The organism is Dactylosporangium sp. NPDC051541 (genome assembly GCF_044454505.1).
Lineage (GTDB): Bacteria > Actinomycetota > Actinomycetes > Mycobacteriales > Micromonosporaceae > Dactylosporangium.
The window spans coordinates 954320-973085 of sequence record NZ_JBITDU010000002.1 but is presented as its reverse complement, the minus strand read 5'-3'; the positions used below and the strand labels follow the sequence as shown (position 1 = coordinate 973085).

Genomic DNA, 18766 nt, shown 5'->3' with positions numbered 1-18766 from the left:
ATGCGCGCATTCGACGATGGGGCGGACGAACCCGGCGACACACTCGACCGCTCCGTCAGCCGGCTGCTCGACGTGCACGCGCGGGTGATGGCGCAGGTCCATGCCCTGCTGCTGGAGGCGGACGGGCAGGTCCTGAGCGCGCACGACGCGGCCGTGCCCTCCCGGCTCGATCCGGCGCCCGCGCCGACGCCTCCGCCGGACGCCCCGTCCACCTACCCGCTGTCCGCGACGCAGCGCGAGATCTGGTTCCTGGAGCAGCTCGGCGACGGCTCGTCCCACGCCTACAACGAGGCCGTCCTGCTCGACCTGGCCGGCCCGCTCGACCCGCACGCCCTGCACCGGGCGCTCGACACCGTCGTCGCGCGTCACGACAGCCTCCGTACCGTCTTCGCCGCCGACGGCTCGCACCAGCTCGTCGGGCCTTCCGCGACGGTGGAACTTCCGCTGCTCGACCTCATCGGCGAGCCCGAGCAGCGGCGCCTGGACTGGCTGGACGCGCGCGTGCAGGAGCGTTTCGACCTGACCGCGGGCCCGCTCGTGCGGGCCGCCCTGCTCCGCCTCGCCCCCACCCACCACCAGCTCCACCTGCTGGTCCACCACAGCGTCATCGACGGCTGGTCGTTCGTGGTCGTCATCGACGAACTGCTGCGGCTGTACGAGCAGGACCGCACCGGGGCACCGGCCGGTCTGGCCCCCGCGCCCGCCTACCGCGACCACGTGGCCCGGCAGGCGGAGCGCCGGGCTGGTCCGGCCGGGCAGGCCGCCGCCGCGTACTGGACCGCGCGCTTCGACGGCCCCCGCCCGCCGCTGCGGCTGCCGCTGGACCGCCCGCGCCCGGCCCGCGGCACCGGCCGGGCCGCCCGCGTCGAGATCGCCGTCGAACCGGCGCTCGCCGCCGCGGTGGCCGAGCGGGCCCGGCAGCTCGGCACCACCGCCTTCACCGTGCTCTTCGGCGCCTATGCGCACACGCTGCAGCGGCTCACCGGCCAGAGCGACGTCGTCATCGGCGTGCCCGTGGCCGAGCGCGAGCACCCGGGGGCCGACCGGCTCGTCGGGCACTGCAACACCGTGCTGCCCATCCGCGTCGGGGCCGGACCGGACGCTGTCGTGCGCGACTACCTGCGCGGAGTCCAGCGCGATCTCATCGACGCCTACGACCACCCCGACTTCAGCGCCGAGTTGCTGCGCCGGGACGCCGGTGACCGGGGTCCGCTGTTCCGCACGTTCTTCAACCTCGACCGGGCCCGCGCGATGCCGCACCCGACCGGCGTCCGGGCCACCGCACTGCCCCCGCCGCCCTCGGCGGCCAAGCTCGACCTGTTCGTCGACGTGCTGTGCATCGGGCCGGCGATGACCGTGCAGTTCGAATACGACACGGCCCTGTTCGACCCGGCCACGGTCACCGCGTTCGCCGAGCTGTACATGCGGCTGCTGCACGAGATGACGGCCCGGCCCGAAGCCCGGCTGGCCGCGCTGGACCTGATCGCGCCGGCGGCCCGCGAGTCGCTGCTGGCCGCCGCCCGGCCACCCCGGCCGCCGGCCGGGCCCGGCCGCAACGTGCTGGAGCTGATCGAGGCCCGCGCGGCCGCGGCGCCGGACGCGCCGGCCGTGGTGTGGGGCACCGATCGGCTCACCTACGCCGAGCTGGACGCGCGCGCCGACGCGCTCGCGGACCGGCTGCGCGCCCTCGGCGCCGGCCCCGAGGCGCGGGTCGCGATCCTCCTGCCCCGCTCACCCGAGCTGGTCGTGGCGGTGCTCGGCGTGTGGAAGGCCGGGGCGGCGTTCGTGGCGCTGGACGCCGAGACACCGCCCGCCCGCCGCCGCGAGGTCGTCGCCGACGCCGGGGCCCGCCTCGCCGTCACCACGGCCGACCTGGCCGCGGACCTGGACGGCACCGGCGTGCACGGCGTCGTTCCGGGCGAGCCGGGCGACACCGCGGCCGGCCGGACGCCGCGCCCCGTGGACGCGCTGGCGTACCTGGTCTACACCTCCGGCTCCACGGGCCGGCCCAAGGGTGTGATGGTCGCCGACGACGCGTTGCTCCGGGTGTACCGCGGCTGGGAAGCGGCCTACCGCCTGCCCGGCCGGGTCCACTCGATCCTGCAGCTGGCCAACTTCGGCTTCGACGTCTTCATCGGCGATCTGGTCCGCGCCCTGTGCTCCGGTGCCCGCCTCGTGCTGTGCCCGCGGGACCTGCTGCTCGACCCGGCCGGGCTGCTCGCCCTCATCCGCCGCGAGGAGATCGACTGCGCCGAGTTCGTACCCCTGGTCGCCCGCGCCCTCGCCGAGCACGCCGCCGCCGCGGGGGAGCGCCTCGACACCCTCCGGCTGCTCATCGTCGGCTCCGACCACGTCGACGCCGACGACCTGACCCGGCTCAGGGCCCTGCTCGGCCCGGACGGGGAGGTGGTCAACTCCTACGGGCTCACCGAGGCGGTGATCGACAGCACCTTCCACCTGCACGGCGACGGCGACCGCGGCGGCGTGTGCCTCATCGGCGGCCCGTACCCGGGCGCGGAGGCCTACGTGCTCGACGACGACCTCCGGCCGCTGCCCCCGGGCGTCGCCGGCACGCTCTACGTGGGCGGCGGCCTGGCCCGTGGCTACGCCGGGCAGCCGGGGCGCACCGCGGCCGCGTTCGTCCCGCATCCGTTCGCCGACCGGCCCGGGCAGCGGCTGTACCGCACCGGCGACCTGGCCCGCTACCGCCGCCGCGACACCGGCCCGGTCATCGAGTTCCTCGGCCGCCGCGACACCCAGGTCAAGATCCGCGGCCAGCGCATCGAGCTCGGCGAGGTCGAGGCGACGCTGCGCACCGTCACCGGCCTGAGCGCCGTGGCCGTGCTGGCCCACCCGGCCACGAGCGAGGAATCAGGTGACCGGCTCATCGCCCACGTGGTCGCCCGGCCCGACGGCCCCACCCTGGCCCGCTGGCACGAGCGGCTCGCCGAACGGCTGCCGCGGGCGATGCTGCCGGAGGGGTACGTGCTGCACGACGCCCTGCCGACCGGGCGCAGCGGCAAGCTCGACCGGGCCGCACTGCTCGCCGCCGGAGCGGACGCCGCCGTCACCGCCCGCCGCGCGTACGTCGCCCCGCGCACCGAGCTGGAGCAGCGCCTCGCCGCCATCTGGTCCGCGGTGCTGGGCCGCGACCGGATCGGGGCCGACGACGACTTCTTCGCCCTCGGCGGCCGCTCCCTGCTCGCCGCCCGGCTGGTCAACCGCATCCGCGCGGAGCTCGGCCGGGAGCCCGCGCTGCGCGACCTGTTCGAGGCGCCGACGGTGGCCGGCCTGGCCGCCCGGCTCGGCGCGCCGGCTCCGGTGCGCCCCGCCCTCACCGCGGTCACCGACCGGCCGGCCGCGGTACCGCTGTCCCCGGCCCAGCAGCGGCTGTGGTTCCTCCACGAGTTCGAAGGGCCGAGCGCGGCGTACAACATCCCCCTCGCCCTCCGCCTCACCGGCAAGCTCGACCGGGCCGCGCTGCGCGCCGCCGTGCAGGACGTCGCCGACCGGCACGAGACGCTGCGCACCCGCGTGGACTCGGTCGCCGGCACACCCCTGCAGCGGGCCGTGCCACCGGGCCGGGCCGTCGTCCCGTTCACCGTCACCGCCGTCGAGCCGGGCGGCGTGGCCGCGGCCGTGGCCGAGCTCGCCGCGCGGCCGTTCGACCTGACCGCGGAGCTGCCGCTGCGGGTGCACCTGCTCGCGGCCGGCCCGGCCGAGCACGTCCTCGTCGCCGTGCTGCACCACATCGCGGGCGACGCCTGGTCCGTCGGCCCGCTGGCCCGCGACCTGACCGACGCGTACGCCGCCCGCCGCGCCGGGTCCCCGCCGCCTTGGGCGCCGCTGCCGGTGCAGTACGCCGACTACACCCTGTGGCAGCGCCGCGTGCTCGGCGACGAGGCCGACCCGCAGAGCCCGGCCGCCGCCCAGCTGGCCTTCTGGCAGTCCACACTGGACGGTGCGCCGGCCGCCCTCGAACTGCCCGGCACCCCGGCCCCGGGCGCGTCCGGTGCCGTGCGGTTCACGATCGGCGCCGGCCTGCACAACGACCTGGGCCGGCTGGCCGAGCAGGAGCGCGGCAGCGTGTTCATGGTGCTGCAGGCCGCCCTGGCCGCACTGCTGACCCGCCTCGGCGCCGGCACCGACATCCCGATCGGCAGCCCGGTGGCCGGCCGCGTCGACGAGGCTCTCGACGGGCTCATCGGCTTCTTCGTCAACACGCTCGTCCTGCGCACCGACACCTCCGGCGACCCCCCGTTCCGGGCGCTGCTCGGCCGGGTCCGCGCGGCCGACCTGGCCGCCTTCGAACACCAGGACGTCCCGTTCGAGCACGTGGTGGCGGCCGTCAACCCGCCGCGGGCCGACGGCCGGCACCCGCTGTTCCAGGTCATGCTGGTCGCCGACGACACCGCGCGGATCACCGCCGACCTCGCCGGGCTGCACGTGGCCGAGGAGCCGGTGCCGCCCGGCCCGGCCAAGTTCGACCTCGTGCTGGCGCTGCGCGAGCGCTACGCGGACGGCGGGGACGCCCGGGGGATCGAGGCCGAGCTGCGCTACGACACCGGCCGCCTCGGCCCCGCGGACGCCGCCCAGCTCGCCGAGCGGCTCCAGCGCCTGCTGCGCGCGGTCGCCGCCGACCCGGACGTCCGGTGCGGCGCCGTCGACCTGCTCGACGGGGCCGAGCGGGACCGGCTCCTGCACGGCTGGGGCCCCGGCGCGCCGGTCGAGCCAGGGCTGCAGACCCTCCCCGAGCTGGTCGCCCGCCAGGCGCTCGCCCGCCCCGGTGCGGTCGCGCTGGACGGCGCGGCCGGCCCGCTGACCTTCGCCGAGCTGGCCGATCGGGCCTCCGCGCTGGCCGGGCGGCTGCGCGGCCGCGGCGCCGGGCGGGCCGGGCGGGTCGCGCTCGCCCTGCCACGCGGGGCCGACCTGGTCGTGGCCGCGCTCGCCGCCGCCGAGGCCGGGGCGGCGTTCGTCCCCGTCGACCTCGACGCGCCATCGGCCCGTATCGAGCGGCTCCTGCACGACGCCCGGCCGGCCGTGGTGGTGACCGACGCCGCCCGGCGCGACGCCTTCCCCGGCCATCCGATCGTCGACGTTTCCGCGGTCGATGACGGGCCGGTCCGCGGCGGGCCGGCGCCGCTCCCGCTCGACGAGGCGTACGTCCTGTACACCTCCGGCTCGACCGGCCGGCCCAAGGGAGTGGTCGTGCCCCACGCCGCCGTCTGCGCGACCCTGCGCTGGTACGTCGGCGCCCTGCCGGTGACCGCCGGTGACCGGGTGCTGTTCAAGACCCCGATGACGTTCGACCCGGCGCTGCTGGAGCTCTTCGGCACCCTCGCCGCCGGGGCCACCGTCGTCCTGGCCGAACCCGACGGCCACCGCGACCCGGCGTACCTCGCCGACGCGATCGAGCGCTTCGCCGTCACCTCGGCCAAGTTCGTGCCCACGACGCTGCGGGAGTTCCTCGACGCCCTCGGCGACCGGCGGCTGCCGAGCCTGCGCCGGGTGCTCAGCGGCGGCGAACCGCTCAGCGCGGAGCTGGCCGGGCGCTGCCTCGACCGCCTCGACGCCGAGCTGTTCAACCTGTACGGGCCGACGGAGACCGCCATCGAGGCGACGATGTGGCGGGCCCGCCGGGGCGAGCCGATCACGAGCGTCCCGATCGGCCGGCCCATCGCCGGCGTCCGCGCCTACGTGCTTGACGAGGGCCTGCGGCCGGTGCCGCCACCGGCCGTGGGGGAGCTGTACCTCGGCGGGGCCGGACTGGCCCGCGGCTACCTCGGCCGGCCCGGCGCGACCGCGGCCGCCTTCGTCCCCGATCCGTTCGGACCGCCCGGCGGCCGGCTGTACCGCACCGGCGACCTGGTGCGCTGGACCGAGGGCGGCGAGCTGGAGTTCGTCCGGCGGGCCGACGCCCAGGTCAAGCTGCGCGGCGTGCGGATCGAGCCGGGCGAGGTGGCGGCCGTCCTGCGCGAGCAGCCCGGTGTCACCGATGCGGCCGTGCTGGTGCGCCCGGTCGACGGCGAGCCCCGGCTCGTCGGCTACGTCGCCCACGGCGACGCCCCCGCGCCGGCCGCTGCCGCCCTGCGGCGCCGGCTGCATCAGCTGCTGCCGGCGGCGATGGTGCCGGCCCACCTGCTCGTCCAGCCGGCCCTGCCCCGGCTCACCAGCGGCAAGACCGACCTGCGGGCTTTGGCCGCGCTGCCGGTCACCACGGCCGCGGCCACCTACGTCGCGCCGCGCACCCCGGCCGAGGCGGCGATGCTGCGGCTGTGGCAGGAGGTGCTCGACCGGCCCGGCATCGGCGTCGAGGACGACTTCTTCGCCCTCGGCGGCCACTCGATGCTCGCCGCCCGCCTGGTCGCCCGGGTCCGCGCCGACCTCGGCGCCGAACTGCCGCTTCGGGCCGTGTTCGAGGCGCCGACGCCGGCCGCCCTCGCCGCGGCCGCCGCCACCGCGGACGGCGGGCGCTCCGGCACCGCCCGGCCCCCGCTGGTGCCCGGGCCCCGCCCCGCCGTCGTGCCGCTGTCCTTCGCCCAGCAGCGGCTGTGGTTCCTGTACCGGCTGACCGGGCCGAGCCCGATGTACAACGTCCCGCTCTCGATCCGCCTGCACGGCGAGCTCGACGCCGCGGCGCTCGGCGCCGCCCTGGCCGACGTGGTGGGCCGGCACGAGAGCCTGCGCACCGTCGTGGAGGAGGTCGGCGGCGTCGCCGCCCAGCGGGTGCGCCCGGCCGCCGAGGCCCGCCCCGAGCTGACCGTCGCCGCCTGTTCGCCGGCGGAGCTGGCCGCGGCCCAGGCCGCAGCGGTCGCCACACCGTTCGCGCTCGAACGCGACCTGCCCGTGCGAGCCTGGCTGTTCCGGCTCGGCCCGGCCGAGCACGTGCTGACCGTCGTGCTGCACCACATCGCCGGCGACGGCGGCTCGACCGGACCGCTCGCCGCCGACCTGGGCCGGGCCTACGCCGCCCGCCGCGGCGGGGCGCCGCCGCGCTGGGCGCCGTTGCCGGCCCAGTACGCCGACTACACCCAGTGGCACCACGAGCTGCTCGGCGCCGAACGGGACCCGCGCAGCCGCGCGGCCCGGCAGATCGCCTTCTGGCGGCGTACCCTGGCCGGGGCCCCGGCCGAGCTGACCCTGCCCGTCGACCGGCCGCGGCCGCGGGTGCCCTCCGGCGCCGGCCGAGGCACCCGGTTCACCGTGCCGGCCGAGGTCCACGCGGGCCTGGCGGCGCTGGCCCGGCGGCACCGGGCCAGCGTCTTCATGACCGCCCAGGCCGCGCTGGCGGCCCTGCTGACCCAGGCCGGGGCCGGCACCGACATCCCGCTCGGCACCCCGGTCGCGGGCCGCGGCGACGCGGCGCTCGCCCCGCTGGTCGGCTTCCTGGCCAATACCGTCGTGCTGCGCACCGGCACCGGCGGGGACCCGACCTTCGCCGAGCTGCTGGAGCGGGTCCGCGACGCCGACCTGGCCGCGTTCGAGCACGCCGACCTGCCGTTCGAGCATCTGGTGCGAGCCCTGAACCCGCCGCGCTCCGGCGCCCGCCACCCGCTGTTCCAGGTGATGATCGTCGCCGACGACCCGGAGCGGGGCCGGCTCGACCTGCCCGGGCTGCGGGTGCGCATCGAGCCGACCGAGTCGGTGACGGCGAAGTTCGACCTCAACCTGATGCTGCGCGAGCGGCTCGGCCCGGACGGCGCCGCCCTCGGCCTGGAGGGGCTGCTCGAGTACAGCACCGACCTGTTCGACGACGAGACCGCCCAGGGCCTCGCGGACCGCTACGTCGCCCTGCTCGGCCAGGTCGCCGCCGATCCCGACGCCCGCTGCTGCCGGAAGACGGTGAACGCCGGTGAGTGAGACCTGGCTGCCGATGCGCCGCCCCAGCGCCGCGCCGCTGCTGCGGCTGTTCTGCCTGCCGCACGCCGGCGGCGCCGCGTCGGCGTTCCGCGCCTGGCCGGCCGCGGCGCCCTACGGCCTCGAGGTGTGCCCGGTCCAGCTGCCCGGGCGCGAGACCCGCTTCGCCGACCCGCTGCCGACCGGCATCACCGACCTGGTGCCGGTGCTGGCCGAGGCGCTGCTGCCGCTGCTCGACGTACCGTTCGCCCTGCTCGGCAACAGCATGGGCGCACTCATCGCCTACGAGCTGGCCCGGCACCTGCAGCGCGAGTACCTGCTCGCCCCGGTGCGGCTGGTGGTCGCGGCCGCGCGGCGCCCCGGCGGCGCGGCCGACCTGGAGCCGCTGAGCCACCTCGAGGACCTGGCGTTCGGCCGGGCCATGCAGGCCCGCCACGGCGGCATCCCGGCGGCGATCCTCGACGACCCGCAGGCCGGTGCGGTGTTCCTGCCGGTGCTGCGGGCCGACATGGCCATGGTGGAGGGGTACCGCCCCGCGCCCGGCCCGCCCCTGACGTGCCCGGTCACGGCGTATGCCGGCGCCGGGGACCGCACCGTGGGCCCGGCCGACCTCGACGGGTGGGCCGAGGTCACCACCGGACGCTTCGAGCGGCACCTGCTCGACGGCGACCACTTCGCCGTCCTGTCGCACGCCGCCCCGGTCATCGGCCGCCTCGCCGACGAGCTGGCCCTGCGCTGAACCGGAACGATGGAGGAGGTACACCCATGGAGGACGACGACGACCGCCGCTACACCGTGGTGGTCAACGACGAGGAGCAGTACTCGATCTGGCCCGAGGGGCGCGACATCCCCGGCGGCTGGCGCGAGGCCGGGCGCGCGGGCACCAAGGCCGAGTGCCTGGCCTACGTCGAGGAGGTCTGGACCGACATGCGCCCGCTGAGCCTGCGCCGGCAGCTCGAAACGCTGCGCGCGCAATAGTCCCGGGAAAAGCACTAGAGAAGCACCGCCGACCGGCCCGGGCGGCCGCGTTCCGAGTGATACTCGGCCGCCCGGGTTCTCTCTGGTAAGGCGGTGCACACCATGGCGCAGGAACCCCTCGCCCACGACCGGCGCGACGACGCCCCGGCAGCGTTGCTGCGGCGCCTGCACGAGGCCGGCGACACCGATCGCGACCGGATACTGCTCGACCTGGTCCGGGCCGAGGTGGCCGCGGCGACCGGCAAGCCCGGGCCGTTCGCCGCCGGGGCACCATTTCGAAGCATCGGGGTGTACCGCGGGATCGGCACCGCACTGCGCGAAGCACTCGTCGCCGCGACGGGGCTGAGCATCCCGGCCACGCTGCTGTTCGACTACCCCACACCGGGTGCCGTCGCCGGTTTCCTGCGCGACGGCCTGCTCGGTGACCGGCCCGCCGCGACGGGAGTCCGGCCCGGCCGCGCACCGGCCGACCACGACGACCCGGTCGTCATCGTCGGCATGGCCTGCCGCTACGCGGGCGGCGTCGACACCCCCGAGGCCCTGTGGCGCCTGGTCGCCGACGGCGTCGACGCGGTGAGCACGTTCCCCGCCGACCGCGGCTGGAACCTCGCCGAGCTCTACCACCCGGACCCCGACCACGTGGGCACCTGCCTCACCCGGCACGGCTCGTTCCTGCACGACGCGTCCCGGTTCGACCCGGCGTTCTTCGGCATCAGCCCGCGCGAGGCGCTCGGCATGGACCCGCAGCAGCGGCTCCTGCTCGAGGTCGCCTGGGAGGCCCTGGAGTCGGCCCGCATCGACCCGCTGTCCGTCGGCGGCTCGGCCACCGGGGTCTACGCCGGCGTCCCCTACACCCACTACGGCCCGGCCCTGCACCGCCCGGCCGAGGGCATGCACGGGTACCTGCTCACCGGCAGCCTCAACAGCGTCGCCTCCGGCCGGATCAGCTACACGCTGGGCCTGGAGGGCCCGGCCGTCACCGTCGACACCGCCTGCTCCTCCTCGCTCGTCGCCCTGCACCTGGCCGTGCAGGCGCTGCGCTCGGGCGAGTGCGACCTGGCCCTGGCCGGCGGCGTCACGGTCATGTCCACGCCGGGCGTGCTCATGGAGTTCAGCCGCAAGCGCGGCCTGTCGCCCGACGGGCGCTGCAAGGCCTTCTCCGACGACGCCGACGGCACCGGCTGGGGCGAGGGCGCCGGGATGCTGGCGCTGGAGCGGCTCTCCGCCGCCCGCCGGGCCGGGCACCGGGTCCTCGCCGTCGTGCGCGGCTCCGCGCTGAACCAGGACGGTGCCTCCAACGGCCTCACCGCCCCCAACGGCCCGTCGCAGCAGCGGGTCATCCGGGCCGCGCTGGCCGACGCCGGACTGGCACCGTCCGATGTGGACATGGTCGAGGCGCACGGGACCGGCACCGCACTCGGCGACCCGATCGAGGCCCAGGCGCTGCTGGCCACCTACGGCCAGGAGCGGGCGGGCACGGGGCCGCTGTGGCTCGGGTCGCTCAAGTCCAACGTCGGGCACACCCAGGCCGCGGCCGGTGTGGGCGGCATCATCAAGGCCGTCATGTCGATCCGCCGGGCCACGATGCCCCGCACGCTGCACGTCAGCGCCCCGTCGACCCACGTGGACTGGTCCGCGGGCGCGGTCGCGCTGCTCACCGCGGCCCGGGACTGGCCGGCGCCGACGGGCCGGCCGCGCCGGGCCGCGGTGTCGTCGTTCGGCGTGAGCGGTACCAACGCGCACGTCATCATCGAGGAGGCCCCGGCCGAGCCCGTCGCGGCCGATCCGCCCGCGACGCCCCCGTTCGTGGCGATGCCGCTCGCCGCCCGCGGGGCCGCCGCACTGCGCGCGCAGGCCGGCCGGATCGCCGAGCACCTCGCGGCCCACCCGGAGCCGGACCCGGCCGACGTGGCCTGGTCCCTGGCCACGACCAGGGCGGCACTGCCGGACCGGGCCGTCGTGGTCGGCCGCGACCGCGACGAGCTGCGCGCCCGCCTGCTCGACCTGGCCGCCGACGCCCCGCTGACCGGCCCGGCCCGCCCCGGCGGCCAGGTGGCCTTCGTCTTCCCCGGCCAGGGCTCGCAGTGGGCCGGCATGGCCGTCGAACTGCTCGACACCGAGCCCGTCTTCGCCGCCGCCATCGAGCGCTGCGCGGCCGCGTTCGCGCCGCTGACCGACTGGGACCTCACCGCGGCCCTGCGCTCCGGCGCGCCGCTGACCCGCGTCGACGTCGTCCAGCCGGTGCTGTTCGCGGTGATGGTGGCGCTGGCCGAGCTGTGGCGCGCCCGCGGGGTCGAGCCGGCCGTGGTCGTCGGGCACTCGCAGGGCGAGATCGCCGCCGCCTGCGTCGCCGGCGTGCTGACGCTGCCCGACGCGGCCCGGGTCGTGATCCTGCGCAGCCGGGCGCTCTCGGCGCTGGCCGGGCGGGGCGGCATGGCCTCCGTCGCGCTCCCGGAGCCGGAGGTCGCCGAGCGCATCCGGCCGTGGGCGGGGCGGCTCGGCATCGCCACCGTCAACGGGCCGGCCGCGGTCGTCGTCTCCGGCGAGGTCGCGGCCCTCGAGGAGTTCCAGGCCGCCGCCGAGGCCGACGGGGCGCGGGTCCGCCGGGTCGACGTCGACTACGCCTCCCACGGCGAGCAGGTCGAGGCGATCCACGACGAGCTGCTGGAGCTGCTCGCCCCGGTCACCCCGCGCGCGGGCGCGATCGCGATGCACTCCACCGTCGGCGCGGACCTCACCGGCGTCGAGCTCGCCGGGGCCGAGTACTGGTATCGCAACCTGCGCCACACCGTCCGCTTCGCCGACGCCGTGCGCGCCCTGGCCGCCCGCGGCGTGACCGAGTTCGTCGAGGTCAGCCCGCACCCGGTGCTCACCGTCGGCATCGCCGATGTGCTCGACGAGCTCGGCGGCGAAGGATTCGTCACCGGCACCCTGCGCCGCGACGACGGCGGACCGGAGCGCTTCCTCACCTCCCTCGGCGCACTGTGGTCGCACGGAGCCGAGGTCGGCTGGGCCGCGGTCCTCGGGGCCGGGCGGCGGACGGTCGACCTGCCGACATACCCGTTCCAGCGCGATCGGTACTGGCTCGACGCACCCCTGCTCGACGAGCGGACGCCGGCGGGAACGCTGGACGCCGAGTTCTGGACCGCCGTCGAGCGCTCCGACGCGCAAGGGCTGGCCGGGGTCCTGGCCGCCGAGCCCGCGGCCGTCGCCGCCGTGCTGCCGGCGCTGCGGGCGTGGCACGAGCAGCGGGCCGTCCGCGGTGTGGTGGACGGGTGGCGGTACCAGATCCGCTGGGACGCTTTTGATCTTCCGGCCGTGCGCCTCGAAGGCCGCTGGCTGGTCGCCGGTCCGTCCGGTGACGCGCTGGTGGCCGCGGTCGCCACCGCCCTGGACGCGCACGGCGCCACCGTCCATGTGGCCGGCGCGTTCGACGGCGGTGACTACGCCGGGGTCGTCTCGCTACTCGCCCTGGACGAGCGGCCCCACGCCGAGCACCCGGTGGTGCCGGCCGGGACGGCGGCCAACCTGGCCCTGCTGCGGGAGCTGACCGCGCGGGACAGCCGGGCGCGGCTGTGGTGCGTGACGCGCGGGGCCGTCGGCGTCGCCGGTGCGGCACCGGTCTCGCCGGAGCAGGCACAGACCTGGGGGCTCGGACGGGTCGCGGCCCTGGAGTATCCGCAGCGCTGGGGCGGCCTCGTCGACCTGCCGCCGCAGCCGGCACCGGCCGAACTGGCCGGGCTGTGCGCCGTGCTGGCCGGCATCGGCGGCGAGGACCAGGTGGCGATCCGGGCCGGGCGGGCGTACGGCCGGCGGCTCGTGCGGGCCGCGACCGGCGCCGACAGGCCGCCCCGCACCTGGCGGCCGGACGGGACGGTGCTCGTCACCGGCGGCACCGGTGCGCTGGGCGGTCACGTGGCCCGCTGGCTGGTGGCGGGCGGGGCCCGGCACCTCGTGCTCATCAGCCGGCGGGGCCCGCAGGCACCGGGCGTGGCCGCGCTCACCGAGGAGCTCACCGCGCTCGGCGCCCGGGTCCGCGTGGTCGCCTGTGACGTCGCCGACCGGGCCGACCTCGAGGCGCTCGTCGCCGACTGCGCCGCCGCGGGCGAGCCGATCCGCACCGTGCTGCACACCGCCGGCGTCGCCGACCTCGCGCCGCTGGCCGAGCTGACCGTCGCCGGGCTGGCCCGGGTGGCCGCGGGCAAGGTCGGCGGGGCCCGGCACCTCGACGCGCTCCTGGACGACGTGCACACGGTGGTGTACTTCTCCTCGATCGCCGCGACCTGGGGCGTCGGCGACCACGGCGCCTATGCGGCGGCCAACGCCCACCTGGACGCGCTCGCCGAGCGGCAGCGGGCCGCCGGTGTCGCCGTCCACACGGTGAACTGGGGACCGTGGGCGGGCGGCGGCATGATCGCCGACTCGCTGGCCGAGACCCTGCGCCGCCGCGGCGTACCCCTCATCGACCCCGAACCGTCCCTGCACGCGCTGCAGCAGCTGCTCGACCACGACGACGCCGCGATCGCGGTCGCCGACGTCGACTGGGAGACGTTCGCCGCCGTCTTCGGCGCGGCCCGGCCCAGCCCGCTCATCGGCGAACTGCCCGAGGTCCGGCGCGCCCTCGCCACCGGCTCTGCTCCCGCGGCCGGCACCGGAGGGCTGGCCGAGCTCGACCCGGCCGACCGCGACCGGGTGCTGCTCGACCTGGTGCGCGGCCAGATCGCCCGGGTCCTCGGCCACGGCTCACCGGAGACCGTCGAGGTCCGGCGGGCCTTCATGGAGCTGGGCTTCGACTCGCTCTCGGCGGTCGAGCTGCGCAACGGGCTCAGCGGGGCCACCGGGCTGCGCCTGCCGGCCACCGTCGTCTTCGACCACCCGACCCCGGTCGACCTGGCCCGGTTCCTGCGCACCGAGCTCTTCGGTGACGCCGCCGCCCCGGCGGCCGCCGCGCCCGTCGCCGCGATCGACGCGAGCGACCCGGTCGTCGTGGTCGGACTCGGCTGCCGATACCCGGGCGGTGTCCGTACCCCCGAGGATCTGTGGCGCCTGCTCGTCGACGAGGTCGACGCCGTCGGCCCGATGCCCGCCGACCGGGGCTGGGACCTGGCCGCCCTCTACGACCCGGACCCCGACCGGTCCGGCACCACCTACGTGCGCCACGGCGGCTTCCTGTACGACGCGGCCGACTTCGACCCCGACCCGTTCGGCATCAGCCCGCGCGAGGCGCTCGCCATGGACCCGCAGCAGCGGCTGCTGCTGGAGGTCGCCTGGGAGACGGCCGAGCGGGCCCGGATCGCGCCGGCCTCGCTGCGCGGCAGCCGCACCGGCGTGTTCGTGGGCCTCGCCGACCAGGCCTACGGCAGCCGCCTGCAGGCCGGCGCCGAGGGCACCGACGGACTGGAGGGGTATCTCGTCACCGGCGGCGCGTCAAGCGTCGCCTCCGGCCGCATCAGCTACGTCCTGGGTCTGGAGGGCCCGGCCGTCACCGTCGACACCGCGTGCAGTTCGTCGCTGGTCGCCCTGCACCTGGCGGCCGAGTCGCTGCGCCGCGGCGAGTGCGACCTGGCCCTGGCCGGCGCGGCGATGGTGATGTCGACCCCGGCCCAGTTCGTCGGCTTCAGCCGTCAGCGCGGCCTGGCCCGCGACGGCCGGTGCAAGGCGTTCGGGGCCAGCGCCGACGGCTTCGGCCTGGCCGAGGGCGCCGGCATGGTGATGCTGGAGCGGCTCAGCGACGCCCGCCGCCACGGCCGTCAGGTCCTCGCCGTGCTCCGCGGCAGCGCCGTCAACCAGGACGGCGCGTCCAACGGGCTGACCGCCCCCAACGGCCCGTCGCAGCAGCGGGTCATCCGCAACGCCCTCGCGGCCGCCGGCCTCGGTGCCGGGGACGTCGACGCCGTGGAGGCGCACGGCACCGGCACGCTGCTCGGCGATCCGATCGAGGCCCAGGCGCTGCTGGCCACCTACGGCCGCGACCGCGACCCGGACCGGCCGCTGTGGCTGGGGTCGCTCAAGTCGAACATCGGGCACACCCAGACCGCGGCCGGGATCGGCGGCGTCATCAAGATGGTGCTCGCGATGCGGCACGCCCGGCTGCCCCGCACGCTGCACGCCGAGGAGCCGTCGCCGCACGTCGACTGGAGCGCGGGCGCGGTCGAGCTGCTCACCCGGGCGCGGGACTGGCCGTCCGGCGGGCGTCCGCGCCGGGCCGGGGTGTCGTCGTTCGGCATCAGCGGCACCAACGCGCACGTCATCCTCGAAGAGCCACCCGCGACCGCCGCCGAGCCGGCCGCGAGCCCGGCCCCGGCGCTGGTGCCGCTGGCGGTCACCGCGCAGACGCCGGCCGCGCTGGCCGGGCAGGCGGCCCGGCTGCGGGCGCTGGAGCCGTTCGCCCCCGCCGACGTGGCCCGGTCGCTGCTCAGCACGCGCTCGCTGCTGCCCGAGCGGGCGGTGATGCTCGGCGACCCCGGCCCGGGCCTGGCCGCTCTGGCCGGCGGGGCCGACGCGCCCGATATCGTGCGTGGCCGCGCCGACGTCGACGGCCGCACCGTGTTCGTGTTCCCCGGCCAGGGCGCCCAGTGGGCGGGCATGGCCGCCGGCCTGCTCGACGAGGCGCCGGTGTTCCGGGCCGCCATCGAGGACTGCGAGCGGGCTCTGGCCCCGCACGTCGAGTGGTCGCTCATCGCGGTCCTGCGCGGGTCCCCGGGCGCGCCCGGGCTGGACCGCGTCGACGTGGTCCAGCCGGCCTCGTGGGCCGTCATGGTCGCACTCGCCGAACTGTGGCGGTCGTTCGGCGTGCGCCCGGACGCCGTCGTCGGCCACTCCCAGGGCGAGATCGCCGCGGCCTGCGCCGCCGGGATGCTCTCGCTCGACGACGCGGCCCGGGTCGTGGCCGTGCGCAGCCGGGCGATCGTCGCGCTGGCCGGAACCGGGGCCATGGCCTCCGTATCACTGCCGGAGGAAGAGGTGCGGCGGCGCATCGCGGCCCGGGGCGACGAGCTGGAGATCGCGGTCGTCAACGGTCCGGCGGCGGTCGTGGTCTCGGGCCCGGTCGCCGCGGTGCGGGCCTTCGTCGCCGCCGTCGCCGCCGAGGACGTCCGAGCCCGCCTGGTCGACGTGGACTACGCCTCGCACTCCGCGCGGGTCGAGCCGATCGCGGGGACGCTGCGCGCCGGCCTGGCCGGGTTGGCCGGAGCGGCCGGGACGGTGCCGATGCTGTCCACGGCCACGGGGCAGTGGCTGGCCGGCCCCCAGCTGGACGCCGGCTACTGGTACCGCAACCTGCGCGCCCCGGTCCGGTTCGCCGACGCCGTCGAGCGCCTGGTCGCCGACGGATACCGGGTGTTCGTCGAGTGCAGCCCGCACCCGGTCCTCACCGTGCCCGTCCTGGAGACCGCGGACGCGGTGGCCGGCGGCGGCGCGTTCGTGGTGGCCGGCTCGCTGCGCCGGCACGAGGGCGGCCTGGCCCGCTTCGCCGCCTCCGCCGCCGAGCTGTTCGTGCGCGGCGTCGACGTGGACTGGTCGCCGGTGCTGGGCCCGGCCGGGCCGGGCGTGGACCTGCCGACCTATGCCTTCCAGCGGCGCCGCTTCTGGCTCGACCCGGCACCGGGCCGCCCGGCCGGGAGTGATCCGGCGGACACGGCCTTCTGGGGCGCGGTCCGCGACGCTGACGTGCCGGGCCTGGCCCGGACGCTCGGGGTGGCCGAGGACGCGGTCGCGGCGGTCCTGCCGGGCCTGCGCGGCTGGCGGGCGGGCGCCCAGCGGCGGGAGCGGCTGGACTCGTGGCGCTACGCGGTGCGATGGACCTCGCTGCCCGAACCGGACCGGGCCCGCCTGGACGGCCGCTGGCTCATCGTCGCCCCGCCGTTCGGCGTTCCCGGCGTGGACGGGCGCATCCGCACCCTGACGGCGGCGCTGCAGCGGTCCGGCGCCACGGTGGAGGTGCTGCGCCCGGCCGGGGCCGATGCCGGCCGGGACGGGTTCACCGCCGCGCTGCGCGCGGCCGCCGGAGCCGGCCCGGTCGCCGGAGTGGTGTCGCTGCTGGGCGCGGACGAGGCGCCGCCGCCGGGCCGGCCCGGGCTGACGGCCGGGATCGTGGCCGAGGTCGCGCTCGTGCGGGCGCTGCGCGATGCCGGTGTCGGCGCGCCGCTGTGGTGGCTCACCAGCGGTGCCGACGGGGAGGCACCGGCGCAGGCGCTGGGGTGGGGCCTGGGCATCGTCGCCGGCCTGGACGACCCGGCCCGGCCCGGCGGCCTCATCGACGTGCCGGCGCAGCTCGACGACGCGGCCGGCGACCGGCTCTGCGCCGTGCTGGCCGGGGCGGCCGGGGACGAGCGGCAGCTGATGCTGCGCACCACCGGGCTGTCCGGCCGCCGGCTGGAACGGGCGCCGCTCGACCCGGCCGCACCCCGCACGCCGTGGCGGCCCACCGGCAGTGTGCTCATCACCGGCGGCACCGGCGCGCTCGGTGCCCATGTGGCGCGGTACCTGGCCGCGGCCGGTGCGCCCCGGCTGGTGCTGGTCGGGCGCCGCGGCCCGTCCGCGCCGGGCGCGGCCGAGCTCGCGGCCGAGCTGGCCGCCCAGGGCGCGGACGTGAGCGTCGAGGCGTGCGACGTCGCCGACCGGGAGGCGCTGCGGGCCCTGCTCGCCGCCCAGCCCGCCGACCGGCCGATCACGGCGGTCGTGCACTGCGCCGGCGTGACCGGCGCCGAGCGGGCACTGGCCGACACCGGGCCGGCCGACCTCGCCGCGATCCTCGGGCCGAAGGCGGCCGGGGCGGCGAACCTGCACGAGCTGTTCGCCGACCGGGCGCTCGACGCCTTCGTGCTGTTCTCCTCCGGGGCCGGCGTCTGGGGCAATGCGGGCCAGGCCGCCTACGCGGCCGGTAACGCCTACCTGGCCGCCCTGGCCCGGCACCGCCGCGCGCTCGGCCTGGCGGCCCTGTGCGTGGCCTGGGGAGCCTGGGATGGCGGCGGCCTGGTCGACGCGGCCGAGGCCGATCGGCTGGCCCGGCACGGCGTGCTCGGCATGGACCCCGCGGACGCCGTGGCCGCGCTGGTGGAGGCGGTCGAACACGACGAGACGGACCTCGTCGTCGCGCGGGTGGACTGGGCGCGCTTCGGGGCCCTGTACGCGCTCGGCGCGCATCATCGGCTGCTCGCGGGGCTGCCCGAGGCCCGGGCGACGGGGGAGCGGGGGGCCGCGCCGGCGCCGACCGGGGCGACCGGGGCGACGGGGCGGCTGCTGGGCCTGGACGCCGAGGCCCGCCGCCGGGAGCTGGTCCACCTGGTCCGCAGCCACGCGGCGGGCACGCTCGGCCATGCCGACCCGGAGGCGGTCCACGCCTCCCGGCCGTTCCGGGAGCTCGGCTTCGACTCGCTCACGGCCGTGGACCTGCGCAACAAGCTGACCGCCGCCACAGGGCTGCGGCTGCCGGTGACGGTGGTGTTCGACCATCCGACGCCGGTGGCACTGGCCCGGCACCTCGACGCCGAGCTGGTGCCGGAGTCGGTGGAGGGTCCGCTGGCCGCGCTGGACGCCCTGGCCGCGGCAAGGCCGGACGAGCAGCGCGATCCGGCCGTGCGCCGCCAGGTCGCCGAGCGTCTCCGGAGCCTGCTGCGGCGCTGGGAGGACGCTGCGGGGGCGGACGGCGCGGCGGACGAGCTGGACACGGCCTCGGACGACGAGATGTTCGACCTGATCGACCGGGAGCTCGGCATTTCCTGAGCTCGGCGGGTCCGGGCGGCCGTTCACCGGCGTGTCCGGGCCCGTTCCCGCCTGCGGTTGGTCGTTCGGGCCCGTACAGTGCCCGGCCCGACCGCACGGCGGTGTCGGCAATCCCCATTCCAGGAAGAACCTGAATAGGATATTCAGGCACCGTCCGAAAATGATCGTGGCCGGAGTCGGCAGGCGCCTCCGGCCACGATCAATAGGC

The 18766-nt window shown here is 77.4% G+C and carries 4 protein-coding genes; all 4 read left to right on the top strand.

The annotated features are described in order from the left end of the window. On the top strand, positions 1–7860 hold the full coding sequence (locus ACIA8L_RS12440; protein WP_395903480.1) for an amino acid adenylation domain-containing protein: 7860 nt from the start codon (positions 1–3) through the stop codon (positions 7858–7860). After that, entirely contained in the window at positions 7853–8596 is a 744-nt protein-coding gene (locus ACIA8L_RS12435) for a thioesterase II family protein (protein WP_395903478.1), read from the top strand. Before ACIA8L_RS12440 ends, ACIA8L_RS12435 begins: the two co-directional genes overlap by 8 nt. 26 nt (positions 8597–8622) lie before the next feature. Further along, positions 8623–8835, top strand: a complete 213-nt coding sequence (locus ACIA8L_RS12430) for an MbtH family protein (RefSeq protein ID WP_395903476.1) — start codon at positions 8623–8625, stop codon at positions 8833–8835. A 102-nt stretch (positions 8836–8937) separates the two neighbouring features. Continuing rightward, positions 8938–18558 (top strand): type I polyketide synthase, encoded by a 9621-nt coding sequence (locus tag ACIA8L_RS12425; protein WP_395903474.1) that lies wholly within the window; start codon positions 8938–8940, stop codon positions 18556–18558. Positions 18559–18766: the final 208 nt, after the last annotated feature.